The organism is Nocardia yunnanensis, assembly GCF_003626895.1.
In the GTDB taxonomy this organism is placed as follows: domain Bacteria; phylum Actinomycetota; class Actinomycetes; order Mycobacteriales; family Mycobacteriaceae; genus Nocardia; species Nocardia yunnanensis.
This window is the reverse complement of the sequence record NZ_CP032568.1, coordinates 6,896,367-6,921,492: the sequence shown is the minus strand read 5'-3', so window position 1 is coordinate 6,921,492 and position 25,126 is coordinate 6,896,367. Positions and strand designations below refer to the sequence as shown.

Genomic DNA, 25,126 nt, shown 5'->3' with positions numbered 1-25,126 from the left:
ACCGCGACAGCGCCCGGGAGTGGCGAGTGGGTCCGAGGTCGGCCGAACGTCCTGCGCGGCCGAGAGTTGGAAGCTCGCCGCATAGCTCACTGGTGTTTGCTTGTTGCCCCTGCTTCGCACCCAGGTTGCTCGCAAGCTGATACGCGTCGCGCTGCGTTCATTCGCTCTGCTTGTTCGGCGACGAGTGATGGACGAAGGAAACGGTGATCGAGGCGTTGAAGTTCAACAGAGCTAGGGGGCGGGAAAGTCGTCGCGCCCTCTGGAAGCACGGAAGGGTTCTTGGGGGTCGTCGGGCTGCTGGTCACCGGAGATGTCGACCAGGGCATCGGTCGCGAGGTAGAGGTGGTTGATCTCCGAGCCACGGGTGAGTCCGACGTAGGCGAGGGCGTGGCCGAGGGTGGCGTTGAGCAGCATGTGTGCTCGGCGCACGGTGAGGCCCTGGGCTCTGTGGGCGGTGGTGGCGTAGCCGAGTTCGACGTGTTGGTTGATGTAGTCGGCGGGCAGCAGGACGTGGCCGCGGTGGCTGGTGCCGGTGACGGTGATCGATCCGTCGTGATGGATGCGGTGGATGCGCCACAGGTCGCCGTTGTCGATCCCGGTGTCTTGCCGGAGGCCGCCGATGATTTTCAGGCGTGGGTTGTTGGCGCGGGTGACGACGATATCGCCGCAGTATCCGAAGTGCCTGTCGGACAACGGTATTCTGCCGAGGTCGGCACGGACGCGCCCGGTAGCGAGGTGGGCGGCTTGGGTGGCGGTGTTGAGCGCGGAGACGTCGTCAAGGGTGGCGGCGATCATGACAGAGGAGATTCCGGCGGCGGTGTCGGTGAGGTGGACGGTGAGGATCTGTTCGCGCAGTTCGTGGCTCATGCCGTGGGTGACGCGGCCGTGGCTGTCGTAGAACTCCCATGCTTTGGGCGCGTTGCCGGCGCGGACGGCGAGGGTGGCTTCGGCCTCGTCGGAGTCGGCGAACCGCACCAGCTGCGAGAGTTCCGGCGAGCGGGTGTCGTGCGCGAGGGTACGGAGGATGCCGCCGGATTCGACGGCGGAGAGTTGCTCGGGGTCGCCGATGCAGCGGATAACCGCACTGTGGTCGCGGGCCAGCTGCAACAGTTCGTCGAGGTCGAAGGTGGCCGCCATCGCGGCTTCGTCGACCAACAGCATCGTGCCGGGACACAACCCGGTCGGGATACCGAAACTGTTCTGCGCGAACAATTTGTGCAGAGTGCGCGCTGGGATGCGCAGGCTCGCACCGAGTTCTCGCGCCGCCGCCGCTGAGGGGGCGAGTGCGATCACGGTGCGGCCGGCGGCCTGCCAGGCATCGGCGACGGCGCGCATGGCGGTGGTTTTTCCGCTGCCGGCGGGACCGACCGCGACCGCGAGCCTGGCATCGGTGGTGCACAAGTAGCGGGCGATCGCGCGTTGGCCGGGGTTGAGATGGTGGTGATCGGTCGTCGCGGCCGCGACCGAACAGGATTAGGAAGCGGGCGTTCCATTCGGTGCGCATCTGCCGCAATGATTTCGGCAACGGCTTGTGCCCGCGGGTCTCGAGGGGGGCTTGCTGTGCGAGCCGGTACTGGGTGACCAGCTTTGGGTTGTGGCCGTGGGCGGCGCGATAGTCCGCGGCGAGTTGTTCGAAGCGGTCGATGATGTCGTCGCGGCGGGAGAATTCGCTGATCATGTCCTCGCCCACGCCGACGACTTCCAGGACCGGGTGCTTGCCGTGTCCCCGGCTGCGCTCCTCGAATCGAAGCCCCATCCGCTTGAGTTTGCCGACGAGATTGGCGTTGTAGCGGCACGACAACGACACCGCGGCTGTGTACAAGGAGCGCGCGTCCAGAGCCGACCAGGTGCCGTCGACGCCGAGCACCTTCCCCGAAATCACCGCGTGCGTATGAGGATTCATGTCTCCGGCACGGTTGTCGAAGTGGGTGAATGCGGCGATGATCAGCCCGCTCGCATCGATCTGCATGACCCCGTTGTGCCCGCGGCGGGTCACGGCATAGCGGGATTCGGTGAAGGCCAGGACCTCCTGCACGGCTTCGGAGTGGCAGCGCCAGATCTGTTCTCGCACTTGGTCGGAACCGAGTCCCCACAGGATGCTGATCGATTTCTGCGGGGTGAAGACACAGTCGAACCCCGCGACCGCCTTGCGTGTGCGGGCCTTCTCGGTCGTCAGTGCGTCGCCGATCTCACCGCGGGTCGGCGTGTGTCCGAGTACCGCGGTGAGGTGTTCCCGGGCGGCGTTGGTCCGCAGGATCGTTCGTTCGTCCCAGTTCGGACGTCGCCGCATCGCGGCGGTGCTGCGAGTGCAACCGGAGACGTTCGCGGCTGTGATTCTCCACCAGGCTCATGAGGGGATCGCTGCCGCGGCCTTCGATTTCGATGGAGACGGGCAGGAATTCGTTGCAGCCGTCCACCATCACGGCTGTCCAATTCATCAGGTCTTCGTGGTCGGGACAGTCGATACCGAGCGCGCTCAAACGGGCGGCCAACGGATCCCACCGATCGCGGCTGTCGTCTGTCTCCTCGAACAGCCGCGCCAGAGGGGTCGAGACAGATTCGTCGGCGATCGATTGGATGAGCACGTGCAGCCGCGCATCCGGAGCGCCGGGGAGGCCGTCTCCGGACTGTCCGAGCCGACGCACTTGGTCGAACGTCAATTCCGTCAACCATGCCGGGGACATGAGCGCCCGACTCAGGTCCTCGATCGCCCGTTTCCGGCCGGCCGGTGAGAGCGGCAGCCCCCCGATCAGCGCCGTACCGAGTCCGTAGTACCGGAGATACCGCATGTTTCCGCGGTAATGCTCGAGCCCGTCGTCGATGCCGATCACCGAGAAGTACGTCGCGAACATCTCGTGTACCGATCGACACGCGCGGGCAAAGGCTGTCCAGGCCGCGCTCGCGGCCGTACCGGAGTCGTCGACGACCGCCGAGGTGATCATCGCCATGCCCCAGGCCGAGGATGACTGTAGATGATGGTGCGCGTACTCGTGCTGCGTCACCACATGCTGCGCGACTTCGGGCACGCGGTCGAGGTGGATTGTCCACGAGCCGATTCCGTCATGAGCGCCGAATACGATGTGACCGAGATGGTCCTGCTCACAATGGAACACTGGTCACCAGACCACGCGCCACCCGGTGCCGACCTTCTCGACGACACCCTTTTTCAGCAGTGTGCTCAGACGGTCGAGAGCCCTTCGGGTATCGCCGTCGTACTGCTCGACGATGTCGTCCATGGCAACGACCGTGCCGTAAGGGTCGCCGTGCGAAACCGCGGTCAGGACGATGATCATGTCCAACTCCGCGTCGGACAGTATCTTCACGGTGCGAATGGCCCGCTGAAACAGGGTCGCCGCCATCGAGAATGTCGGCGACTGCGCCAGCGCCATGACCCCGACGAATGTCCCAGCGTCCCACGTGAAGTCGGTCAGTCTCTTGCGCTCCACGAAAAGCCTGGTGCGGCCGACCATCTGCTGGAGCGGGCCGTCCGACTGTTCGTCGGGAACTTCCTGCTCCACGCGAATGCCCAGTTCAGGGTCGGTCACCAACAAACCGAGGAGATCCTCGCGGGATATCGGGGCAGGCAGGCTTCGCTCGAGGCGAGCGGCGCGTTCGGGAAGTTCGATGTCGGGGCGCAATTCGTACCACTGCGCCACATCGGAGCCCTCGTCGGCGACCGAGCACCCATCAGTCATGAGTACGAGATTATCGCGACGCCAGGCGTACGGTGCTCACTTCCTCGCGATGGGTGCGCTGTAGGTTCTGGATGAATGCGGTGATGCCCCTGGGCGTCAGCTTTTCAGTCGGCTCGGTCCATGTCGAGGTCGATGGCGGCGGTGGCGCGGTAGTCGGCGACGATGGAGGGGACTGTGCGCGTGGCACTGTCGATGTTGCCGCTCGCCATGAGGCGAGTGATTTCGGCAGGCTTGTGCGGGAGGTGGTTTGGGGTTATTGGAGTTTGTCGGCGACGAACTGGAGCGCCAGTTCCCACGTGGGTACGCCGGGTTCGAATTCGGTGCAGGGGTCGGGAGGTTCGAAACCTGTGGGGTCGCAGCGGATCATGAGTTCGCGTAGTCGGGTTTCGGCGCCTGGCTGGTAGGTGTCGTCGGGGCCGAGGATTTCGAAATCGTAGTTGGGGCGCTCCAGTTCGAGGACGTACAGGAAGTAGCAGAATGCGTCGATGGTGGTGTTGAGGGGTGCGGGGGTGCCGCCGTCGGGGATGCTGAACACCGTGCCGTTGGTGACGTCGAGATAGATCGGGTCGTTCGAGATGCTGCCCAGTAGGGCCCAGTTCGAGTAGTCGGCGCGGTATTCCGGGTACAGCTCGGCCAGGTCCTGGTTGTCGCAGTCGAGTTGGCCCGTGCTGAGGCCGGGCTCGGCGTCCAGCCAGAACTGGGTGGGGATTCCGACGTCACGCAGGAACCGCTTGGTCGGCTGGTGGGTGACAGCTGTCAGCGCGTCCGCCGGCAGCGTGACAAGCCTGTCCGGGGTGAACACCGATTCGAGCGTCGTCCGGTCGATAGAGCAACTGACGGGAATCATCTCCTCGGCTGGTGAGTGTGCGGGCTGGGCCACCCATTATCACCCGATTGCCAAGGCGTACATGGACGCTCGCGTACAGGCCATCTATGGACTGCACAGTAGCCACCCTGATTCAGTCGCCGCGGGGGTTGTTCCAGTCGATGCAGACCACGACCGCGTCGTCGAGCAGGTCGGTGTCCTCGTGGTAGTCGAGTAGCTCGGTGATGATGGCGCGGGCGGCCTCGGAGGCGGGGAGGTTGCTGGAGGTGAGGATGGCCAGGTCGAGGTTGGTCATGCCGTATTCGCTGCCGGTGGGCGCTTGGGCGGCGTGGACCCCGTCACTGACGATGACGAGCCGGTCGCCGGGTTCGACCTGGAAGAACTGTTCGCGATAGTCGGTGCTGTCGAACATGCCCAGGGGCAGTTGGGCTTCGAACTCGATGAGCTCGACGAGACCGTCGCGCAGCCGCAGCACGCGGGGGGAACCCGCGTCGATCACGCCGACGCGGCCGCTGGCCACTTCGAAGCGCATGAGCAGGGTCGCGACATGCTGTGTGCCACCGTACTGGGCGTAGAGGGCCTGATCGGCCAGGCACGCTTGGTCGGCGATGTCGAGGCCGGCCCGCCGCGCGTTGCGCAGGGCGCTGATGGCCAGATTGGTCAGCAATGCCGCCTCGATGCCCTGGCCCATGCCGTTGGAGACGGTGACGGTCAGGTACTCCGCGGAGGTACTCCAGTCGAAATTGTCCCCGCCGATGGTGTACGCCGGTTCGAGCTGCCCGCCCAGCGAGTACTCCGCGCGCGCACAGCCGCGCCCGGGCAGCAATTGCCATTGCATCTCCGCGGCGAGGCTGAGCCGTTCGCGCCGGCGCGCTTGCAAGTAGAGGTCGGTGTCGCGTTCGGCGACGATCAGTTCGTGGCCCAGCATGGTGGCCAGGGCGGCCAGGGCGTCCTGTTCGTCGTCGGTGGGGGTGGCCGGCAGCTGGGCGCGCAGGATGCCCAGCCGGTCCCCGCGGACGGTCACCGGCAGCAGGATCACGATTCCCTCGGCGTCCGGACCGGGTTCCAGCAGCACGTGCTGGGCGGTGAACGCGCGGCCCGCGGTCGTGGTCCGGATCGGCAGCGGCGTTGCGGTGTGCGGCAATTCGGTGACCGGTTGCAGCATCGACAGGCGGTAGTCCGCCAGCAGCAACTCCACCGCTGTCGCCGCGAAATCGGTCGCGAGCGTGGACTGCACGACCTCGAGCAGGGCGTGCGGGGCGCTGGCGCGCAGAGTCTTCTCGGCGCGACCGAGCGAGTCACCGTGGCGGGTCATGTGGGCCTTCGAGGATCGGCGAGCCCCCGGGGACTACGCGGCTGCGGTCTCGCGACAATTGTCGTGTGACACGGGTCCGACGACATTACCGCGCGCGTGGGGTGTCGCCATCAGGGGTCGACGTGTCACAGTATGGGCATGAGCAGTGCGCGGCGGCCGGACCGATCCGGAACCGATCTCGCCGCGGCCGTGGAGCAGGCGGCGGCGCGCTTGGTCCTGATGTGGGGGCAGGCCCAGCAGTCCGTGGGGACGCGGGTATCGCCCTCACAACTGCAGGCATTGACGATCGTGCAACAGCACGGACAGCTCAACCTCAACGGCCTGGCCGCCGAGATGGACACCATGCCGTCCTCGGCGAGCCGGCTGTGCGATCGGCTGCAGGCCGCCGGATTGCTCGCTCGCACAGCCAGTCCCGCCAATCGCCGCGAGGTGATGCTCGCACTGACCAGAGACGGGCAGCGACTGCTGCTCGAGGTCAGCGAGACGCGCCGGCGGGATTTGGACCGGGTGTTGCAGGCCATGAGCCCCGCGGGTCGCGAAGCCCTGCTGGCGGGGTTGGCGGAGTTCACCGCCGGCGCCGAGCATGCCTTCGACACCGCGTCGCACGAGCGTCGAGCCTGACTCCGCACGCGCCTCGATATTTTCCATACGGCAATCAATGGGTCGAGTGCGAGTTGGCCGGGAATCCAGCACGCTGTCCGCTGAAATCCTGCGATGGGACGAACGCGGCTCCTGGTTTCCCAGGGATTACGGCGCATTCGACCCTTTCCTTCCTGCGTCAACCCCTGTTCGCGCCGCACCCCGGACAGGGAATCGGCGGTTGGCGTAGCTTCTCAACATTTGCCGTGTGACAATCGTTGAATGGACCGCGCCGGCCGGTCCAGTGAAGGCGAGGTCGATCGTGAGCTCATCCAGCGCCATCCCGGTAGCAACCTCGACGCCGCGGCGCTGCCTGAACGTCCAACCCGGCGAAGTGTGGTGCTTCGTCGACGAACGACCCCGGCGGGTGGCCATGCGCGGCGAAATCGACCTGAACACCCGACCCCAATTGGCCGGCGCCTACCGAGAACTCGCACGGCTGGCGCCGGCCGATGTCGTCGTCGACCTGGCGGATGTCACCTTCATCGGGTGCGTGGGACTCGAGTTGGTGGTCCGGCTGACGGCTCACCTCGAACCGACCGGGCACACGCTGGTCATCGATTCGCCGAGCCCACCCGCCCGGCGTCTCCTCGAACTCACCGGGTTTCTGTAGCGGCGTCGTTCACGCGGCGCGGGCTTGGCAGCGGGTGCGCCGCCATCGCGACGGTGTTCGGCGGGGCCGGGAGTCGGCGGTGGCGCCGGTGGCAGGGTAGGGGATGACGCGGGTGGCTTCGGGACCGCGCCCGGTGTCGGTGGCGGTGTAGACGACCGGTTGACCCGGGGTGAGGGTCTTGTAGCCGGGCATGTCGATGACGTGGTAGTCGACGAACACCGCGGGACCGCGGGCCGGGGCGAGGAACCCGAAACCTTTGGCGGTGTCGAACCAGTCCACGCGCGCGGCACGCCAGCGCGGCATTTCGGCGAGGGTGTCGGGGTGGGCGGGGTCGGCCGCCGGCACGGTGGTGGCTTTCGCGGGAATGGTCATCAGGCGTGCTCCCAGTCGTCGTCCCAGTCGCCGTCGAGCCAGGCGTGCTCACGCGGGCGCGGGGTGATGGTGTTCTGATCGATGAGGTCGGCGACCGCGGCGTTGTCGAAGGCGGCGCGGATCCGTTCTGCTAGGGGGTGCAGTGCGGCGGTGTCCACACCGAGGTCGCGGTCGGCCTCGCGGACCAGCCGGGCCTGCTCGGCGTGGTCGCCCTCGGTGCCGGCCGGGAAAACGGTCGTGATGTCAACCATGACAGTGGTCCTCCCTGTGCGAGACGCGTCGATACGGCGGTCGAGGGGCCGGGTGGGTCCGGGAAGACAAAGCGAACCGGACCCACCCGGGGGAAGAGGTCTGACGCACAACAGATTTCGACTGTGCGTGCCGATCGCGTGGCCGGGGGCCGGTCGGGCCTGCCCGCGTTGCCTGTCGAAAGGCTGTGCACACACCGTTGCTCGCATCCGGGAACGGTGGCAGGTGCTCGAAGGGCGGGCATCGGGCCTCGAGGCGACCCCGGCGCGCACGCGAACCGGTTGTCGTGGCTGTGGTGGAACGGGCATCACCTCCTGTATGGGTACTGAATTCTGTGTGGGCACTGAATCATTCGCATCTCGTCCGCACCCGGGCGGGTCGCGCCCGCCGGGGGCGAGCGGCGCGGGCCTCCGGCCGTCGGGGCCGACCGCCGAATTTCGGGTGCGCCGCACCGTCTTCCGGGGATCGGCGGGTGGTCCTGGGCTCGGGCGGGCGGGCCCAGGCACTGCCGCCCGGAGTATCTCGTCGACCTCGGCGAACAATGCCTCGATGTCGGGATCCAATGCGAGCAGACGTTCGTCGAGCGGCGTGATCCGCTCGGCGTCGGTGCCGGTCAGCGCAGCCATGATCGCCACCTGCCTGTGCCGTGTGCGTCGGACCGCCCGGTTCAGGCGTTGATTGCCTGACGCTCGGCCGATTCGGCGCGGATGACCTCGATCTTGCGCGGTTTGGCTTTTTCCGCGATCGGGATCGACAGTCGCAGCACGCCGTCTCGGTAGTCGGCGCGGATCGCGTCGGTGTCGAGGCTCTCGCCCAGGAACAGCTGGCGGGAGAACACGCCGCGGGTGCGTTCCGCGGCGATCATCGACCGGCTCGAATCCAGTTCCGGTCGTGCGGCCTTCACCGTGACCACACCGCGTTCGACATCCAGATCCAGCGAATCGGGGTCGATGCCCGGCAGGTCGAACTCCACGAAGAACTCGTCGCCCTCGCGCCAGGCGTCCACCGGCATGACCAACGGACGCGCCGGTGTGCCGAAGACCTGTTGCGTCCAACGATCCAGGTCACGGAAGGGATCGGTACGCATCAGCATGGTCGTCACCTCCAACTCACTCCATGTTCAATGTCGTGGACTCAGATAACCTATGTCATCTGACACAGATAATATTTAGCACTCAGGATAGGTGAGTGCAAGACTGTCCCATCAGATTGGGGTGGCGTGGCCTCGGTGCCCGGCTGGCTGCGCTCGACCCGGTCGCCCTTGTGTGCCAGTGGCAACGGTCATCGGCGTACCCGATAGCGGAGGTGGAGCACTCGGTTGCCTTGGATCAGCACGTCCGGATCCTCCAACAGGTGCTGTGCGTCGACGGAGCCGAAATAGCGCTTACCGGAACCGAATACGACGGGCGCGACATCCATGCGCACCTCGTCGACCAGCCCGGCGGCAAGCATCTGGCCGCCGACGTCGCCGGCGGCGACCTCGACCGTCCGGTCGCCCGCGAGCTGCTGCGCCCGGGCCATGGCGGCTTCGATGCCGTCGACGAAGTGGAACGGCGCCCGCGTGTCCCAGCCCCAGCCCTCCGGCCTCGGCCGGTGCGTCACGACGACCACGTGATCGACCCCGGACGGTGGTGTGCCGTCCCAGCCGTCGGTCATGTCGTAGACGTGGCGGCCGGCGATCGTCACCGCGATCTCGTCCCAGTACGGCCGGGTGTAGTCGTAGGACGCCTGCGACACCTTCAGCACGCCACCGTCGTCCAACGGCACGTCACCGCTGATCAGCCACTCGAAGAGCGGACCGGGATCGTCGTCGTCGGCCGCGATGAAACCATCCACCGAGACCGACGCGCTCACGACCATTTTCCCCATGATTCCTCCTCGTTCCGGAGTGCCAGTTCCTGCGCCGCGCGAAATGGGCTTGATCGAAGTATCCAACGTCAGCGGTGCTCGAACTCGGCGGCAAGTCCGCCTGCCTGGTGCTCGACGACGCCGATATCGTCCAGGCCGCCGCGGAAACGGTGAAGAGCGCGTTCAACAATGCCGGGCAGATGTGCGGTGCGTGGACGCGCATGGTGGTGCCCAGGACGCGACTGGAGGAGGCGACCGCGGCGGTGGTGGCGGAGGTGGCACGGCTCGAGGTCGGCGACCCGGTCGATCCGCGCACCACGGTGGGTCCGATCGCCACTGGCGACCAGTACGAGAAGGTGCTCGGCTACATCGACCGCGGCATGCGCGAGGGCGCCACCCTCGCCTGCGGAGGCCCGGGCCGTCCGCCGGGCCTGGATCGCGGATTTTATGTTCGCCCAACGGTTTTCACCGACGTCGACAATGCGATGACCATCGCGCGCGAGGAGATCTTCGGTCCGGTGCTGAGCATCATCGCCCACGACGGCGACGACGATGCCGTCGCCATCGCCAACGACTCACCCTACGGTCTGCGCGGCGCGGTGTTCTCCGGCGACCATGACCGGGCCGTCGCCGTCGCGCTGAGAATCCGCACCGGACAGGTCGATATCAACGGCTACAAGATGCTGCCCAACGCACCCTTCGGCGGCTTCGGGCAATCCGGATACGGTCGATGCCAGGGCCGATTGGGCTTCGAGGAATATCTTCAGGTGAAGTCCCTGCAATTGTGAGCGAAAGCGATTCGGCCCCGGAGGAATTCAGAGTTCGTCGCCGGTATCGGCGAGGGTGAGACGGAATTGCGTGGTGTGCCGCAATGGCGAGGACACCCGGATGCGAATCGTGTGAACGCCCGCGGGCAGGCGGAATTCGCCGCGGATCTGGTAGCCGGTGTCGAGGCAGGAGACGTCGTAGAACAGTTGCCGATTGTCGGCGTCGAGGACGACGAGTTTGAGTCCGGCGCGGTCGAAATCGTGCAGAACGATGGTCAGGACGCTCGGGGTGGGCCGGTCGAGATCGACAATGTGCAATGCCCGATCATGGGCATCGACGATGCCGTTGCCGTGCAGCAGGATGGTCATCGGAGTGATTCCCTCGAAATCGGGCGGTGCCGACGCCCGTCGTTCCCTGGCGTTGAGTCCATTACCTGGGTCGTCGCGCGACGAGCGGTCGTTACAGTCGAGCTAGGTCAGCGAGACCTGGACGTGCAGGGTGGTGCCCGCCGGACCGGTGTACACCCGGACCAGGTCGGAGAGGTGATTGATCAGCAGCAGCCCGCGCCCGCCGACGCTGTACAGCGAGGCCGGCAGCCGGCCCGCCAGCGGGTCGGTGATGTGCCCGCCGTCGCGGATCTGACAGCACAGCTGCCCGTCGCCGCGCCAGCAGATCACGGTGCCGGAACCGCCGCCGTGGACCACGGAATTGGCGATGGCCTCACCGACGATGAGCTCCACGTCCACGATCCGGTCCTCGCTGGCCCCGTAGCGCCGGGCCAGTTCGAGCACCGCGGAGCGGACCTGCGGCAGGCTGGTCACGTCGAATTCGAGGACCAGGTCGGCGTCGGGCGGCTCGGGTAGGGGCCGGTTGTAGGTGGATACGACGAGGTCGGGATCGTATGCGGCGCTGACGCTCTCGTGCGCGCCATCGATGATGGTCGGATGCGTCACGTGCGCGTCGGCGAGCACCTCGGGGGACAGATTCGTGACGTCGTACGGGCACAGGATCGTCACTTCGCGGCCGGTGAAGGCGGCGTTGATCAATGCCTCGTGCTGGGCGCAGGCCGGATACTCCACCTCGGAGCGGCCGGCCCAGATGGGCTCGCCGATGATGCGCACCCGGCCGTGTGGATGGTTGTCGGCGAAGGCGCGCAGCACACCGGGAATGATCCGCCCGGGGTTGCGCCCCTCGACGGTCATGTCCATCAGCAGCACGGCGGCGGCGTCGGAACCCAGTTCGCCGCGCAGCAGCGCCAGGTTGGCGGTCGGCACGGAGACCGCGACCGGCTCGCCGTTGGCCAGCCCTTCGCGGATGAAACTCACTGTGCCCGCGAGGTATTCGTCGTGATCGCGGTAGAACAGCGCGGGATGCACGAAGGGGTCGATCGCGTGGTCGGTGGCTGCGGTCATGATCGATGTACCTCGAGCGTCGGCAGAGATGGCCAGAACTGTCGCAGAACGCGGAGCATGCCCGCGGGCGGTTCGTGCAGCACCAACCGCCGCCGATCCCGGACCGACTGCGAGGCTTCCACCAGCAGCAGGACCCCGTGGGTGTCGATGAATCGCAGACCGGACAGATCCAGATGCACCGCGGAAGCGGGCGGCAATTGCGCGAGGGCGGATTGCCAGGTGGCGTGGGTGGCCGGATCGACGTCCCCGACGCAACGAATACCCGGCGGCTCGACGATCGAAAAGACGTGCAAACTGGGCGAACCGCTCAGCGACGGCAGCGCTTCCGCAGCTGCGCGCGCCGAATGCTCTGTCACCGTTGATCACTCTCCCCACACAGGCTTCCGGGCATATCGTACCTACGGTCGAACGGGCGTTCGCGGACGCCCCGTCCGGCGCGTGTCACCGGGCCGGTCGCCGCCGCATTCCCCCGTCGAATTCGACCGGTCTGCGAGTTCTGCGGAGGTATTCGACACACGGTCAGTTTTCGACCTGGGCAGAGGGGTAGGCCACAGAAATAGGGAGACGAGCGCATTCGGTGTGGAGAGCGGTGAATGGGACATGATCGTGGATGGAGCAGGCGTGCGGGCGCGGCGACACACCGGCAGGGTGGGCCTCTGGGTCCCGGCCGAGGCGAGTCAGCTGACCATTCTGCGCGCGGTGACCGAAACCGTGTTGCTGACCGCGGATTTCACCCTCGATGTGGTGACCGACGTGCGGGTCGCGCTGGACGAGGTGGCGACTGCGATCGTGCTGTCGGCGGTGCCCGACGGGACCATCGAATGCGAGTTCGTGCTCGATTCCGGGCAGGTGGAGGTCACCGTCTCGGCCGTGACCGCCTCCGGTGACGTGTTCGCGCAGAACGATTTCGCCAGGCACCTGCTGGGGGCCATGACCGACACGATGCGCATCGCGCACGAGAACCTCGATCACCAGCGCGGCGGCTATCCGCTGAGCGTGTATTTCGTCCGGCGCACCTGACCGGTCGGCGGTCGGCTATACCCTTACAGAGCGGAGTCCCTCGGTGTGGGTGGATGATTCGCGCGCGCATCAGGTCGACCGACCTGAAGGCCGCCTGCTGGACGTGGAGGATTGGATTGTGACCGACGGCGATGTATCGCGACTGCTGACCGTCTCGCGGAGCACGGTCCGGGGCGCGGTGGTGGTGACGGCGCAGGGCGAGGTCGATCTGACCTCGGCGCCGCAGCTGGAGGTGGTGCTCGACGAGGTGGTGCGCGACAGTTCGGTTCCGATCGTCGACCTGTCAGGGGTCAGTTTCCTGGGCTCGGTGGGTTTGAGCGTGCTGCTGGCCGCGGCGCAGAAGGCCGACCCGCGCCGCCTGCGGGTGGTGGTGTCCTCCCCGCAGGTCAGCCGGCCGATCACGGTGACGGGCCTGGACAAGGTACTGGAGTTGTTCGACACGCTCGACGCGGCGCTCGCGCAGCCGTGAGTATCCACCGGGGACTTTTGTCCCTGGTGGCGCAGGCGCATTCGGTGGTCGCATGGAGGGGGAGAACCCTCGCGAATCGATGACAGGAGGTGCGCCCATGGATCGTGACGACATCGCGGAGGCGCGGATCATGGTGAACCTGTCGCGGACCGAATCGCTGCGCCTGCTGGCCAGCCGCCCGTTCGGTCGCGTCGTGTTCACCCGTGATGCCCTGCCCGCCATCCGGCCGGTCAACCATCTCGTCGACGGCGAACTCGTGGTGGTGCGCACGCGGCTGAGTTCCCGGCTCACCACGGCGGTGCACGCCGATTCCGAGGTGGTGGTCGCCTACGAGGTCGACGACATCGATCCCGTCACCCGGCTGGGCTGGTCGGTCGTGGTCACCGGCATCGCCCGCACGGTCACCGACCCGATGCGCGCCGCCCGCTACGACCGTGCGCTGCAACCCTGGATCGACGGCGTGATGGACACCATCGTGGCCATCGAACCGAGCCTGGTCACCGGCGTCCGGCTGGTGCGGCGCGAATCGGTCGGGGCCGACGCACGCTGAGTGCCCGACCGTGATCGCGACCACGATCGGACCGGCGGTTGTTTCGATCGCGGGCGCACGGGCACCCGCAGCGCATGAACCCTGAAACCGGCCCGGGAGACACCCTCGGCACCGCCGAGAGCCTCGATTCCGACGAGGTGCGCAACGACGACGGCGATGTGGCGGTCACCCCGCCCGATCACTGGCAGGCCGCCGATCGCGACGATATGACCGAACGCGGGCAACGGCTGGGCGAATCACACGCCGAGCGGCTCGCCGAAGAGGAACCGGACGTGAGCGCCGACGACCCCGCCGCACCGGAAATGCCTTCCGGCGCAGCGGGGTTGGAGCCGGAGGAACGTCCGGCGCGGCGTCATCGGGGACAGATCGACGGGACCCCCGAGGACGGGGACTCGTTCTTCACCGAGACGCCGTGATCAGCCGCTAGAACTGTCCGGGCCGGGGCACGTCGCCGCGCCACCCGCCGGTCTCGTGCGGCTGCTTCTCGATGAACTCCTTGAACCGCTGCAGGTCACCCTTGACCCGGTGACCGAGAATGCCGGTCTTGTCGGCGACGTTCTCCACGAATCCCTCGGGATCGATGTCCATCTGGGTGATGACCCGGGTGGTGTCGTCGTCGATGCGGTGGAAGGTGACCACCCCGGCGTGGGTCGGGCCGCTGTCGGAATGCCAGGCGATGCGTTCGTCGGGATGCTGCTCGGTGATGGTGGCGTCGAATTCGCGCTCCACCGGCCCGATCTTGACCTTCCAATGGGTGTGGGTGGGTCCGATCTGCTGGACCTGCTCCACTCCCTCCATGAACTCGGGGAACGATTCGAACTGGGTCCACTGGTTGTAGGCGGTGTGCAACGGTACGTCGACGTTGGTGGACGCGGTGACTGTGCTCATCCGTTTCTCCTCCTGTTGTGGGTTCTTCTCTTCGCCTACCCCGTTGTGGGCGAAGGGAACATCGATCGCGCGGTTTTCAGGTCGGCGAGGAACCCGGCGTAGGCCGCGTCCCGGTCGGGCGCCCGCAGCACCGCCGACGGATGCACGGTCGCGAGCACCTGGAACTCGCGCACGGACAGGAACCGGCCGCGGTCGACGGTCACCCGAAATGACTGCCCCAGCAGGGCTTTGGCCGCGATGCTGCCCAGGCACACCACCAGCCGCGGCCGCACGGCGGCCAGTTCTGCCTCGAACCACGGTGCGCACGCGACGATTTCGGTGCGGCCGGGCTGCTGGTGGATGCGGCGCTTACCGCGTTCGGTGAACTTGAAATGCTTGACCGCGTTGGTCACATACACCCGTTCGCGATCGATGCCGGCCTCGTCGAGGGCGCGATCCAGCAGCCGCCCGGCCGGACCGACGAAGGGATGGCCCTGGCGATCCTCCTGATCGCCGGGCTGCTCGCCGACCAGGACGATCTCCGCGTCCTCGGGCCCCTCGCCGAAAACCGTCTGTGTCGCAGGCCGATACAGCTCGCAGCCATGACATCGACGCGCCGCGTCATGCAGCTCGTCCAGATTCGCGTCGGACGGTACGAACGCGGCCGCGTCCGGCATGTCGCCTCCTCGGTCCTACTTCTGGTTCGAGCCCTCGCGCTTCTCCAGGCCCACGGTGTCGGCCAGTTCGCTGCGATGTCGTTGCAGCTCCGGGTATTCCGCGCTGAGTTCGCCCATGAGATCCGACAGCGCGTCCGCGATCGCGTTGAGCTTCTGCTGCACCGCGGCGTCGCTGCGTCGCTGCGTGTTCTGCAGCAGCGCCACCAGCAGGAAGGTGATGATGGTGGTGGCGGTGTTGATGACCAACTGCCAGGTGTCGATGCTGGGCAGCACGAGAATGGACGGCACCCAGATGACCACGAGAGCGACGCAGAAGACGAAAAAGCCTGCCCGCGAAGCCCAGTCGCTGGTGGTGGTGGCGAAGCGGTCGAACGGCGAGAGGGTGCCGCCGCCGCGGCGGTTGTGGTGGGGTGCGTCCATCATCGTGTCCCTTCGTGATCAGCCGGCGGGGCAGTCGCCGGCGGCGGCGTCGTGGGTGCCGTCGATCACCGCTTGGCGCTGTTCGTCGGTGAAGACCGCCCAATCCGGCGAGGACGGGTAGCCGGCGATGGTGTCGTCGACGGCCCGATCCGCCGCGGCCTGCCCGGAGTCCTGCCGGATCTTGTCGAGCTTCGGCTTGAAATCCGTACAGGTCTGGTGACGCAGCTTGGCCGGCAGGATGGCCGAGGGCACCGACACCGACCGCGAATTCTGCGGCGGCACCAGATCTTTGGCGGTGGTGGTGAGTGCCGTCCCCGACGCGCTGGTGCTCGTCCCCGGGAAGGTGTCGCCCCCGTTGGTGGCGTCGCAGGCGGGGACGGCCAGGGCCAGCGAGCAGAGGGCGAGAGTGCACAGTGTCCGGCGCATGGCTCTACTTCTTCGGTACCAGGACCCCGGTCAGATCCGCGTCCCGGATCTGGGTGTCGGGATTGGCCTGCGCCTTGCACATCAACTCGATGGCCGCGATCGAGCCGTCGACGGTATTGGGATCCGGGGTGCCCGAGACCTTGGAATCCTGCGACAGATACTTGCGCACCGTCACTCGCTGCTTGTCCTGATCCTGCTGGACGAACTCGCTGCACGGGGTGTCCCCGCCCTTGTTGACGGCCTCTTTGGTTTGTTCGCAACCGCTGATGAGCGCCGCGCCCAACAGGGTCGTCGCGGTCAGGGTGAGTGCGGCGCACAGTGTTCGACGAGTGGTCATATGCTGCGGATGCCCGGGTATGCGGCGCCGAAACGGTGCGCTCGCCGACACGCGGCCGCCATGACGGCGAGTTGTCCCGGGAATAGCGGTGTAGCCGTCGTCACACTCCGTTTCACTCGGCCACACCCGGGTAGTTCGATGAACGGACCGGTTGCGGTCCACGAATTCGCCGACAGGAAAGGATTCAGACATGAGTGCAACCGACAAGGCGAAGAACAAGGCCGACGAGCTCGCGGGCAAGGCCAAGGAGAAGCTGGGTCACCTCACGGGTGACGACCAGAAGGAGAACGAGGGCAAGGCGGATCAGGCGAAGTCGAACCTGAAGGACGCCGGTGAGAAGGTCAAGGACGCCTTCCGCTGACCGAAAGCCCCCGGTGAACCGATGACCTCACCCGGAGTGGGTGCACCGGGCGCGCCGACGTGGCAGACTGACCTGAGGTTGATACTCCAGCCGCTTCAGGGTCCGACATGCGCTTTTCGTCGGGCAGGCGGTTGGCATCGCCGATTGTCTGCCCCGCAACGCGTTCCGGTCACCCCCTTCGGGAGGTTGTCATGTCAGTTCTCCCCGCTGTATCCGGTCCGGGCGACACCGTGACCTCCGCTGCCGCAGCCGATTCCGAGGCCGGTGCGCGGCACGAGGGTCACGCGGACGGGAGATTCCTGGTGGTCGTCGCGGAAGGCGAGCTCGATATCACCACACTGCCGCAGCTACGCCGTGCGCTGGCGCACGCGCTGGCAACCGGCCCCGGCGTCGTCGTCGACCTACGCCGCGCGCGGTTTCTGAGCCTGCGCAATGCGTGCGTGATCGCCGACAGCGCCCGGACCGCGGCGCGGCGGCGGCTCGGATTCACCGTGCTGGCCGGCCGGCCCGAGATCCACCGAGTGCTCGCCGTCGCCGGAATCCCTACGGCGGCAGCGGATTCCCAATCCAGCACGGGTGGCAGTTGAGAACCGCCGGCAGCTGACCGGCGAGTGCCGAGACAGGGCGCGATCGCCCTGCGATCGCGCCCTCACCGCCGCGATTGGCGGCCGTGGCATGTTCTCGATGGGATACTTCCTCACGTGAGACCGCCTGTGGACATGCGACAAGACAACCCGAGCCCCGGGGACTACCCCGGCACGGGAGCCTCCGATGTGGGAGCCTTCCGATTCTGGTTCGTGGGTCAGCGCTGGGAATGGTCCGACGAGGTGGCCCGCATGCACGGCTACGAGCCCGGCGCGGTCGTGCCGACCACGGAACTGCTGCTGTCGCACAAACACCCCGAGGACCGCGCCCACGTCGAGGAACTGCTGGATCGGGCCCTGCACTTCGGCGGGTCCTTCTCGAGCAGTCACCGTTTCATCGACACCGCCGGCCAGGAACACAAGGTGCTGGTGGTGGCCGACCGCATGCTCAATGCGGACGGGACGGTGGCCGGCACCGCCGGGTACTACATCGACCTCACCCACACCCTCGCCGAGACCCGGCAGGAAACCCTGAGCGCGGCGCTGCCCGAGTTGTTCGAGGCGCGCGCGGAGATCGAGCAGGCCAAGGGCGCGCTGATGGCGGTGTACCAGATCAACGCCGAACAGGCCTTCCGCATTCTGGTGTGGCGTTCACAGGAGACCAATACCAAACTGCGCACGCTGGCGGGTCAGCTCATGTCCGAGGTCGCCGCGTCGGCCTACGTCGATTCCATTTCCCGCAGCCAATTCGACCATCTGCTGCTGACCGTCCACGAGCGCATCGCCGAGCAATCCTGACCGCGATGGTAGAAAAGGCTGTGGGTCGTTTGAGGATCGAGCGCGAATCGGCGCGCAGTGCGATGGTCGTGCGCGTCGGTGGCGCACTGGACCTCGACAGCGTCGAGGGTTTGGCTCGGGAACTGGAGGCCGCGGTGACATCGGCCGTTCGGCAATCGATTCCGGTGCTCGCGGTGGATCTCGAGGACGTCACCTATTTCGGCAGTGCGGGATTGAACGCGGTGCTGCTGTGTCACGAGCGGGGGAGCGCGGCCGGGATCAGCGTGCGGGTGGTGGCGGCCAACCCGTGGGTGGTGCGGCCGCTCGAGGTGACCGGCCTGGACACCATCCTGCGGCTGCACGAGTCGCTGGCCGATGCCCTGCGATCCGGGGATGCGGATCCGCGGCCATGACCGATCCCCGTCCCGCCCTGCCCGCGAGCCTCGCGGCGGCCGTCGCCGCGGGCGGCGAGATGGGACGCCGATTCGCCGAATTCGATTGGGCCGCACACCCGCTCGGTCCACCGGCGGACTGGCCGCCGGAGTTCTGCGCCGCGGTCGCGACGACGCTGGCCACCCGATTCCCCATCGTGCTGTGGCTCGGCGCCGACGACCTGTTCCTGATCTACAACGACGCCTACATCCCCATGCTCAGCGACAAGCACCCGGCGGCGCTGGGCGCACGCGGGGAAGAGAACTGGTGGGAGGTCTGGGACGAGATCGGGCCGATGCTGTCGGGCGTGCTCGCCACCGGCGAGGCGACCTGGTCCGCGGACCTCATGTTGCCGCTGGTGACCGCGGGCCGCGCGCGGGAACGGTACTTCACCTTCAGCTACAGCCCCCTGTTCACCGCGGCCGGTGGCATCGACGGAATCTTCTGTGCGGTCAGCGAAACCACCGATCGGGTGCTGGGCGAGCGCCGGCTGGGCCTGCTGAACGCGCTGGCCGCGGAGCTGGTGGAGCTGCGCTCGGTGCCGGCGACGGTGGCCGCCGCGGTCGAGGTCTGCGGCCGCGATCGTGAGGACCTGCCGTTCGTCGCGGTGTATGTCGACGATGCCGCCGGCCGCCCCGTGCTGGCCGCCGCCACCGACGCGGTGCGCGAGCTGCTGCCCACCACCTTGGAGGACCTGACCGGAGACCACCCGCCCGGATCGCGGGCGGTCCGCGAGATCGACGATCTCGCCGCCGTATTGCCCAGCCTGGCAACGGTTCTCGCGGAGGCCAGCCCGGAGCGGGCGCTGCTGCTGCCGCTGGCCGGGGACCCCGCCACCGGGGTGCTCATGATCGGGATCAGTCCGCGCCGACCGCTCGACGAACAATATCGCGGGTTCTGCCAGCTGCTGGCCGACCAGCTGTCCTCGGCGTTCGCGGCGGTCGCCTCGTACGAGCGCCAGCGCCGCCGCGCCGACGAACTCGCCGAACTGGACCGGGCCAAGACGGCGTTCCTGTCCAATGTCAGCCACGAATTCCGCACCCCGCTGACGCTGCTGCTCGGCCCCCTCGACGACGCGGCCATGGCCGCCGGGGACGATGCCGCGCAACTGGACCGACTGCAGACCGCGCGCCGCAGCGCCGGTCGGCTGCGTCGGCTGGTCGATGCGCTGCTGGACTTCTCGCGCGTGGAAGCCGGTCGCGCCCAGGTGAATTCGCGGACCGTGGAACTGGGTGCGTTCACCGCGCACATCGCTTCGGCGTTCAGCGAACTCTGCGATCGCGCGGGCCTGCGGCTGGATCTGGACTGCGCCCCGGCCGCCGTCGACGTCGACCCGGTCATGTGGGAGACGATCGTGCTCAACCTGCTGTCCAACGCGGTCAAGTTCACCTTCGCGGGCACCATCACCGTCCAGGTGCGCGCCGAAGCCCAGCGCTGCCGAATCTGTGTGCGCGACACCGGGATCGGAATCGACACCGCCGACCTGGACCGGATCTTCGACCGCTTCCACCGCGGCGAGAACACCCGCGGCCGCACCGTGGAGGGCGCCGGGGTCGGCCTGGCGCTGGTGCGGGGTCTGGTCGAACTGCAGGGCGGCGCCATTCGGATCGACAGCCGGGTCGACGAGGGCACCGCGGTGATCATCGAGTTCCCGCTCTCGGTGTCGCCGCCCGCGCCGGCCGGGGCGGGCGTGTGGGACGGCGGCGACAACCCCTATGTGGTGGAGGCCGGGCAGTGGGTGGTGCCGCCCCCGGCCGAGCCGAGCACGACGGGCTCGCGGCGCGCGCGCATCCTGGTGGCCGACGACAACGCCGATATGCGCGCGTATCTGGACGGGGTGCTCTCCGAGCACTGGAACACGGTGCTGGCCACCAACGGGCAGGCGGCGCTGGAGCTGGCGCGGGCCCGGCCGCCGGACGCGGTGGTCACCGACGTGATGATGCCGGGCCTGGACGGCTTCGGTTTCGTGGCCGCGCTGCGCGCGGATCCGCGGCTGCGCGGCATACCGGTGATCATGCTCTCGGCCAGATCCGGAAGCGAATCGGCGAGTGAGGGCTACGCGGGCGGGGCCGACGACTATCTGGCCAAACCGTTTCGCTCGCGCGAACTCGTCGACCGGGTCGCGGCCCGGCTCGCCGCCGCCGCGCGCGAGCGCGACGAACGGGAACGCCACGACATGGACCGCAGCCGGGAGACGGCGTTCGCGCGGCTGGAAGCAGGGTTGCGGGCGGAATCCAGCTCGGGCCTGCTGGCCGCCGTTTATGCCTGGTCGGCGGCGGTGACCGAGACCGCCACCGTCGGCCTCGGGGTCATCGACACCGGAAAAGCTTGTGTGCGAGTTGAATTCGCGAGTGCGGCCGGGGGCTCGGGTGGAGCGGAACCGCTGGCGCTGGCGGACGGGTATCTCACCGCCGACGCCATCCGGTCCGGTGCGCCGATCATCGCGGAGGACCTCGACGCCCTCGGCGGTGACGGCCGCGGCGCGGATGTCCCGCTCACCGCGCACGCGGGCGTGGTGCATCCGCTGCGGGATCCCGACTATCGCATGATCGGCGCGCTGGCCTACTGGTGGGACGAGCCGCGCCGATTCTCGGCCGCCGAACTCGCCACCCTGGCCCGGACCGCGGAACTGGTGCAGACCGCGCTGCATCGCATCCGGACCCGCGGCCGCGAGCGGCGCATCGCGCTCGAATTTCAGGAACAGCTGCTGGATTTGGAGCGCGCCTCGACCACCTCGGTGGTCGCGGCGGTCTATCAGCCCGCCGAGGAGACCATGCGCGTCGGCGGCGACTGGTATCTGGCCGTGCCCCTGGATCGGGCCGGGCGCATCGGCATCTCGGTCGGAGATGTTGTCGGGCACGGTCTTTCGGCCGCCGTCGTGATGAGCCGGCTGCGCTCGTCGGTGGCCGCGGCCGCGCTCGGCGAGCCCGAACCCGGCGCGGTGCTCGACACCGTGAACCGGTACGCGGCCACGGTGCCGGGCGCGCACTGCGCCACCGCCACCTACGCGGTGCTGGATCCGGCGGCGAACCTGGTCGAATACTCGTGCGCGGGCCACCCGTACCCGCTGCTGATCCCGCGCGACGGGCCGCCCGCGTATCTGCGCGACGGCCGCCGTCCGCCGCTGGCGACGTCGGGTTTCGTGACGGGCCGGCGCGGCGGCAGCCAGGTGCTGGCGCCCGGCGACACCATCCTGCTCTACACCGACGGCCTGATCGAGCGGCCGGGCGAGACCCTCGACGACGGCTTCGACCGATTGCTCGCCGCCGCCACAGCCAGCGCGTGCCTGCCCACCGGGGCGCTGTGCGCGGAGCTGCTCGAACGGCTGCGGCCGCCGGGCGGTTACTGTGACGATGTGGTGATACTGGCGCTGCGTGCGGCCGAGATCACCCCCGACTCGTTCACCATGGCGGTGCGCGCAGTGCCCGATCAGATGGCGCTGGTGCGCGAACGACTCCGAGAGTGGCTGTCGGACAAGGAAATTCCGGAACTGCGCGGCTACGACATCCTGCTCGCCATCGGGGAGGCGCTCAGCAATGCCATCGAGCACGGCAGCAATCTGGACCCGGCCAATACCGTTTCGGTCGAGGTGACGCGCCGGGGGCGGGGACTGGTGGCGGCGGTCACGGACTCCGCGGTTACGGACGCCGCGATCTCGGCCGATGCGGAGGCGAGACAACCGAAGTCGGGTCGCGGGCGTGGACTCGCGCTGATGAACGAATTGGCCGACCACCTGTCGACCGTGCGCGGCGCTCACGGCACCACCGTCACGCTGCGCTTCGACGACCACCTCGCGGACCCGCGCGAAGCGCGCGGTTGATCGGAGAGCCCGGTCCGCTCAGGCGGGCGCGAGCGGCACGCTGAAGCGCACCAGCGTCGAGGTCGCCGTCGCCGCGACCGTCATATCGGGAAACAGGGTTCGGATGATCTCGAGGCCGCGGCCGCGGCACGAGCCCTCGTCGCGCTGGGTGGGCTTCCACCCGCCGGAGTCGAGGATCTCCAGGCATAGGTGGTCGGCGAAGACATCACCGCGCACATCCACCGTGCCGCTGTCACCGGCGTAACCGTGTTCCACGGAGTTGCTGCACGCCTCGGTGACGGCGAGCACGGCGTCGCAGGTGCGGTCGTCGTCGAGGCGGCAGCGCGCCAGCCAGGTCCGCAGCGCCTGCCGCATGGGGGCGAGAGCCCAGGGTCGCGCGGGCATCCGGAGCCGCAGCCCCGCGGCGTTCGATCCTTCGCGTGTCCGTCGCATCCTCTTTCCCTCCTGGTCGCTGGTTCGTGCGCCGATCCGCCGACGTGAGCTATCGGGAGGAATACCCGCCCGCCGCACAACCATGCGGCCGGCGGGCGGTGAACCGAATTTCGTCGCGGCGCGATCGCCGGCCCCCATCCGGGCCTCGCCGGCGTACCGGTGAATTCCACAGCGCGGCAAGGAATTATCTTGATCGGCGCGGCATAGAGGGAAATGGTCTGGGTAACGCGAGAGCGCGGGCGGCACCGTCCGTCCGCGACCGAAGTCACACCCTGGAAGGAAGTTTCGCTATGCCCGATTCGAACAACCCGGGTCAGTTCGGCAACCGATCGGACACCGAGGAGCAAGCCCGCAAGGGCGGTAAGGCCAGCAGCGGCAGTTTCGGCGAGCCCAATGGGCCCGATCCGCGCGCGGCGGGCCGCAAGGGCGCCGAGGCGCAGCCGACCGAAGCGAAGGTCAAGGGCGGTCAGCACAGCCACGGCGGGCAGTGACCCAGCCACGGCGGGCAGTGATCGCCGAACGGTGATTCGATCGCACCCGGGCCGGACGGACGCGTCCCTCCGGCCCGGGTGATGAACAGCGCGCCGCCGGGTATGGCCGACACATGCTGAGGTTTCTCTTCGTGGGCTTCCTGGCGGTGGCCACGGTCGCGCTGGGCGTGGTCGCCGCCATCGGATCCTGGGCCTGGTGGGTGCTCGCGGGCGTACTGGTGGTGCTGCTCGCGGTCGGAGTCTACGACCTGATCCAGCGCAAGCACGCGGTGCTGCGGAACTATCCGATCCTCGGGCATCTGCGCTATCTACTCGAAAGCCTGCGCCCGGAGTTGCAGCAGTACTTCATCGAACGCAACTTCGACGGCCGCCCCTTCGACCGCGATGTGCGCACCATGATCTACGAGCGCGCCAAGGGCATTCACGGCGAACTGTCCTTCGGCACCGAGCGCCAGATCGACGATGTCGGTTACGAATATCTGGTCCACTCCACCGTGCCGGTGCCCGAACCCGAGGATCCGCCGCGGATCCTGATCGGCGGCCCCGACTGCACGCGACCGTATTCGATGTCGCTGCTCAATGTCTCGTCGATGAGTTTCGGTGCGCTGTCGGCCAATGCGCTGCGGGCGCTCAATCGCGGTGCGGCGCTGGGCGGCTTCGCCCACGACACCGGCGAGGGCGGCCTGACGCCCTACCATCTCGACGGCGGCGGGGACCTGGTGTGGGAGATCGGCTCCGGGTATTTCGGAACCCGCACCCGCGACGGGCGATTCGATCCCGACTGTTTCGCCCACCAGGTCGCGCACGAGCAGATCAAGGCGGTGTCGATCAAACTCAGCCAGGGCGCGAAACCCGGATTGGGCGGCGTGCTGCCCGCCGCGAAGGTGAGCGAGGAGATCGCCCGCTTCCGGGGCGTGCCGGCCCACGAGAAGTGCGTGAGCCCGGCCGCGCACACCGCGTTCAGCACCCCGCTCGAATTGATCGGCTTCGTGGCGCGACTGCGCGAACTCGGCGACGGCAAACCGGTCGGGTTCAAGTTGTGCGTCGGCTCCCGCGTCGAATTCCTCGCCATCTGCAAGGCGATGCTCGCCACCGGCATCACCCCGGACTTCGTCATCGTCGACGGCGCCGAGGGCGGAACCGCCGCGGCGCCTTTGGAATACGAGGATCACGTCGGGCTGCCGCTCACCGACGGCCTCATGATCGTGCACAACGCGTTGACCGGATGCGGTCTGCGCGATCGGATCCGGGTGGGGGCCAGCGGGAAGGTGGCGGTGGGCAACGACATCGTCAAGCGGCTCATCCAGGGCGCCGACTACACGAACTCGGCGCGGGCGATGATGATGGCGCTGGGCTGTATTCAAGCGCAGCGCTGCCATACCAACCTGTGCCCGGTCGGGGTCGCCACCCAGGATCCGCGCCGGGCCCGCGCACTGGATGTGGGGGACAAGAGTGAACGGGTGCGGCGCTATCACGCCGCCACCGTCGCGCAAGCGGTGCAGATCATGGCGTCCCTGGGGGTTTCCGATCCGGCGCAGCTCACGCCCCACATGTTGCGGAAGCGGATCTCGGTCACCCGGCAGCTGTCCTACGCGGATCTCTACGAATGGCTCGAGCCCGGGCAGTTGCTCGCCGAGCCGCCGCGCGACTGGGCCGCCGACTGGTCGATCGCCGATCCGGAAACCTTTCGGCCGCAACACCGGACGCGATGAGCGGCGGCGGATCG

General features: G+C 67.9%; 31 protein-coding genes and 2 pseudogenes. 14 read left to right on the top strand and 19 right to left on the bottom strand.

Annotation, left to right across the window (positions count from 1 at the left end; all coding sequences use genetic code 11):
- Positions 1-231 precede the first annotated feature (231 nt).
- The 6 genes and pseudogenes from D7D52_RS32370 to D7D52_RS32345 form a co-directional block, all read right to left on the bottom strand.
- Positions 232-1,425, bottom strand: a pseudogene (locus D7D52_RS32370) (ATP-dependent DNA helicase); the annotation flags it as partial.
- A gap of 112 nt (positions 1,426-1,537) precedes the next feature.
- A pseudogene (gene mobF, locus D7D52_RS40480) lies at positions 1,538-2,290 on the bottom strand (MobF family relaxase); the annotation flags it as partial.
- Complete coding sequence (locus tag D7D52_RS32360) at positions 2,190-3,026, bottom strand: hypothetical protein (protein ID WP_162958691.1); 837 nt, start codon at positions 3,024-3,026, stop codon at positions 2,190-2,192. The gene D7D52_RS32360 and the pseudogene mobF, both read right to left, overlap by 101 nt.
- A gap of 90 nt (positions 3,027-3,116) precedes the next feature.
- The gene (locus tag D7D52_RS32355) at positions 3,117-3,656 is read right to left on the bottom strand and encodes a hypothetical protein (RefSeq protein WP_162958690.1); all 540 of its coding nucleotides are present in this window, start codon (positions 3,654-3,656) and stop codon (positions 3,117-3,119) included.
- A 292-nt stretch (positions 3,657-3,948) separates the two neighbouring features.
- Entirely contained in the window at positions 3,949-4,542 is a 594-nt protein-coding gene (locus D7D52_RS32350; RefSeq protein ID WP_120742479.1) for an SUKH-4 family immunity protein, read from the bottom strand.
- 112 nt (positions 4,543-4,654) lie between these two features.
- Positions 4,655-5,836, bottom strand: a complete 1,182-nt coding sequence (locus D7D52_RS32345) for a PP2C family protein-serine/threonine phosphatase (RefSeq protein WP_120742477.1) — start codon at positions 5,834-5,836, stop codon at positions 4,655-4,657.
- 138 nt (positions 5,837-5,974) lie between these two features.
- Here D7D52_RS32345 and D7D52_RS32340 point away from each other — a divergent pair, with 138 nt between their 5' ends.
- Both D7D52_RS32340 and D7D52_RS32335 read left to right on the top strand, forming a co-directional pair.
- Positions 5,975-6,457: a MarR family winged helix-turn-helix transcriptional regulator gene (locus D7D52_RS32340; RefSeq protein WP_120744640.1), complete on the top strand. Its 483-nt coding sequence runs from the start codon at positions 5,975-5,977 to the stop codon at positions 6,455-6,457.
- Between the two features lie 280 nt (positions 6,458-6,737).
- Positions 6,738-7,088 carry an STAS domain-containing protein gene (locus D7D52_RS32335; RefSeq protein WP_162958688.1) on the top strand — a complete coding sequence of 117 codons (351 nt, stop codon included), beginning with the start codon at positions 6,738-6,740 and terminating at the stop codon, positions 7,086-7,088.
- A 9-nt stretch (positions 7,089-7,097) separates the two neighbouring features.
- Here D7D52_RS32335 and D7D52_RS40050 read toward each other — a convergent pair whose 3' ends face one another.
- The 4 genes from D7D52_RS40050 to D7D52_RS32315 all read right to left on the bottom strand — a co-directional run bounded on the left by D7D52_RS40050 (position 7,098) and on the right by D7D52_RS32315 (position 9,578).
- Entirely contained in the window at positions 7,098-7,460 is a 363-nt protein-coding gene (locus D7D52_RS40050; protein WP_281279147.1) for a cold-shock protein, read from the bottom strand.
- Entirely contained in the window at positions 7,460-7,711 is a 252-nt protein-coding gene (locus D7D52_RS32325; protein ID WP_120742472.1) for a hypothetical protein, read from the bottom strand. The genes D7D52_RS40050 and D7D52_RS32325 overlap by 1 nt, the downstream gene beginning before the upstream one ends.
- Positions 7,712-8,376: 665 nt before the next feature.
- Positions 8,377-8,802 carry an Hsp20/alpha crystallin family protein gene (locus tag D7D52_RS32320; RefSeq protein WP_120744638.1) on the bottom strand — a complete coding sequence of 142 codons (426 nt, stop codon included), beginning with the start codon at positions 8,800-8,802 and terminating at the stop codon, positions 8,377-8,379.
- Positions 8,803-8,990: 188 nt separating this feature from the next.
- The gene (locus tag D7D52_RS32315) at positions 8,991-9,578 is read right to left on the bottom strand and encodes a dihydrofolate reductase family protein (RefSeq protein WP_120742470.1); all 588 of its coding nucleotides are present in this window, start codon (positions 9,576-9,578) and stop codon (positions 8,991-8,993) included.
- Between the two features lie 74 nt (positions 9,579-9,652).
- Between D7D52_RS32315 and D7D52_RS32310 the strand changes: the two genes are divergently transcribed.
- Complete coding sequence (locus D7D52_RS32310; RefSeq protein WP_120742468.1) at positions 9,653-10,345, top strand: aldehyde dehydrogenase family protein; 693 nt, start codon at positions 9,653-9,655, stop codon at positions 10,343-10,345.
- Positions 10,346-10,372: 27 nt separating this feature from the next.
- On the opposite strand, the gene D7D52_RS32305 is transcribed toward D7D52_RS32310, so the two are convergent.
- The 3 genes from D7D52_RS32305 to D7D52_RS32295 form a co-directional block, all read right to left on the bottom strand.
- On the bottom strand, positions 10,373-10,693 hold the full coding sequence (locus D7D52_RS32305; RefSeq protein ID WP_120742466.1) for a hypothetical protein: 321 nt from the start codon (positions 10,691-10,693) through the stop codon (positions 10,373-10,375).
- Positions 10,694-10,795: 102 nt separating this feature from the next.
- The gene (locus D7D52_RS32300; RefSeq protein WP_120742464.1) at positions 10,796-11,737 is read right to left on the bottom strand and encodes a sensor histidine kinase; all 942 of its coding nucleotides are present in this window, start codon (positions 11,735-11,737) and stop codon (positions 10,796-10,798) included.
- Positions 11,734-12,093 carry an STAS domain-containing protein gene (locus tag D7D52_RS32295; protein ID WP_120742462.1) on the bottom strand — a complete coding sequence of 120 codons (360 nt, stop codon included), beginning with the start codon at positions 12,091-12,093 and terminating at the stop codon, positions 11,734-11,736. The genes D7D52_RS32300 and D7D52_RS32295 overlap by 4 nt, the downstream gene beginning before the upstream one ends.
- Before the next feature lie 244 nt (positions 12,094-12,337).
- Between D7D52_RS32295 and D7D52_RS32290 the strand changes: the two genes are divergently transcribed.
- From D7D52_RS32290 to D7D52_RS32275, 4 genes are all read left to right on the top strand, one after another.
- Positions 12,338-12,757 carry an ATP-binding protein gene (locus tag D7D52_RS32290; protein WP_162958687.1) on the top strand — a complete coding sequence of 140 codons (420 nt, stop codon included), beginning with the start codon at positions 12,338-12,340 and terminating at the stop codon, positions 12,755-12,757.
- Positions 12,758-12,875: 118 nt separating this feature from the next.
- Complete coding sequence (locus tag D7D52_RS32285; protein WP_246023464.1) at positions 12,876-13,226, top strand: STAS domain-containing protein; 351 nt, start codon at positions 12,876-12,878, stop codon at positions 13,224-13,226.
- Between the two features lie 97 nt (positions 13,227-13,323).
- Entirely contained in the window at positions 13,324-13,776 is a 453-nt protein-coding gene (locus tag D7D52_RS32280; protein WP_120742458.1) for a pyridoxamine 5'-phosphate oxidase family protein, read from the top strand.
- Positions 13,777-13,850: 74 nt separating this feature from the next.
- Positions 13,851-14,192, top strand: a complete 342-nt coding sequence (locus D7D52_RS32275; RefSeq protein WP_120742456.1) for a hypothetical protein — start codon at positions 13,851-13,853, stop codon at positions 14,190-14,192.
- A 7-nt stretch (positions 14,193-14,199) separates the two neighbouring features.
- Here D7D52_RS32275 and D7D52_RS32270 read toward each other — a convergent pair whose 3' ends face one another.
- The 5 genes from D7D52_RS32270 to D7D52_RS32250 are packed head-to-tail and all read right to left on the bottom strand — an operon-like array spanning position 14,200 to position 16,503.
- Positions 14,200-14,664, bottom strand: a complete 465-nt coding sequence (locus D7D52_RS32270; protein ID WP_120742454.1) for an SRPBCC family protein — start codon at positions 14,662-14,664, stop codon at positions 14,200-14,202.
- A 35-nt stretch (positions 14,665-14,699) separates the two neighbouring features.
- Positions 14,700-15,320: a UdgX family uracil-DNA binding protein gene (locus tag D7D52_RS32265; protein ID WP_120742452.1), complete on the bottom strand. Its 621-nt coding sequence runs from the start codon at positions 15,318-15,320 to the stop codon at positions 14,700-14,702.
- 15 nt (positions 15,321-15,335) lie between these two features.
- The gene (locus D7D52_RS32260) at positions 15,336-15,740 is read right to left on the bottom strand and encodes a low affinity iron permease family protein (protein WP_162958686.1); all 405 of its coding nucleotides are present in this window, start codon (positions 15,738-15,740) and stop codon (positions 15,336-15,338) included.
- An 18-nt stretch (positions 15,741-15,758) separates the two neighbouring features.
- A complete protein-coding gene (locus D7D52_RS32255) occupies positions 15,759-16,166 on the bottom strand; it encodes a hypothetical protein (RefSeq protein WP_120742448.1) in 408 nt (135 codons plus the stop codon).
- A 4-nt stretch (positions 16,167-16,170) separates the two neighbouring features.
- The gene (locus D7D52_RS32250) at positions 16,171-16,503 is read right to left on the bottom strand and encodes a hypothetical protein (protein ID WP_246023461.1); all 333 of its coding nucleotides are present in this window, start codon (positions 16,501-16,503) and stop codon (positions 16,171-16,173) included.
- Positions 16,504-16,693: 190 nt separating this feature from the next.
- Here D7D52_RS32250 and D7D52_RS32245 point away from each other — a divergent pair, with 190 nt between their 5' ends.
- The 5 genes from D7D52_RS32245 to D7D52_RS32225 all read left to right on the top strand — a co-directional run bounded on the left by D7D52_RS32245 (position 16,694) and on the right by D7D52_RS32225 (position 22,477).
- Positions 16,694-16,864, top strand: a complete 171-nt coding sequence (locus tag D7D52_RS32245) for a CsbD family protein (RefSeq protein ID WP_120742447.1) — start codon at positions 16,694-16,696, stop codon at positions 16,862-16,864.
- A 191-nt stretch (positions 16,865-17,055) separates the two neighbouring features.
- A complete protein-coding gene (locus tag D7D52_RS32240) occupies positions 17,056-17,451 on the top strand; it encodes an STAS domain-containing protein (protein WP_162958685.1) in 396 nt (131 codons plus the stop codon).
- Between the two features lie 132 nt (positions 17,452-17,583).
- Positions 17,584-18,246, top strand: a complete 663-nt coding sequence (locus tag D7D52_RS32235; RefSeq protein ID WP_120744635.1) for a PAS and ANTAR domain-containing protein — start codon at positions 17,584-17,586, stop codon at positions 18,244-18,246.
- A 20-nt stretch (positions 18,247-18,266) separates the two neighbouring features.
- Positions 18,267-18,638: an STAS domain-containing protein gene (locus D7D52_RS32230; protein ID WP_246023460.1), complete on the top strand. Its 372-nt coding sequence runs from the start codon at positions 18,267-18,269 to the stop codon at positions 18,636-18,638.
- Positions 18,635-22,477: a SpoIIE family protein phosphatase gene (locus tag D7D52_RS32225; RefSeq protein WP_120742441.1), complete on the top strand. Its 3,843-nt coding sequence runs from the start codon at positions 18,635-18,637 to the stop codon at positions 22,475-22,477. Before D7D52_RS32230 ends, D7D52_RS32225 begins: the two co-directional genes overlap by 4 nt.
- An 18-nt stretch (positions 22,478-22,495) precedes the next feature.
- Here the strand turns inward: D7D52_RS32225 and D7D52_RS32220 are convergent, their stop codons facing one another.
- Positions 22,496-22,909, bottom strand: a complete 414-nt coding sequence (locus D7D52_RS32220) for an ATP-binding protein (RefSeq protein WP_162958684.1) — start codon at positions 22,907-22,909, stop codon at positions 22,496-22,498.
- 290 nt (positions 22,910-23,199) lie between these two features.
- Here D7D52_RS32220 and D7D52_RS32215 point away from each other — a divergent pair, with 290 nt between their 5' ends.
- Both D7D52_RS32215 and D7D52_RS32210 read left to right on the top strand, forming a co-directional pair.
- Positions 23,200-23,400, top strand: a complete 201-nt coding sequence (locus tag D7D52_RS32215; protein ID WP_120742437.1) for a hypothetical protein — start codon at positions 23,200-23,202, stop codon at positions 23,398-23,400.
- A 113-nt stretch (positions 23,401-23,513) separates the two neighbouring features.
- Entirely contained in the window at positions 23,514-25,112 is a 1,599-nt protein-coding gene (locus D7D52_RS32210) for an FMN-binding glutamate synthase family protein (RefSeq protein ID WP_120742435.1), read from the top strand.
- The last annotated feature ends 14 nt before the right edge of the window (positions 25,113-25,126 follow it).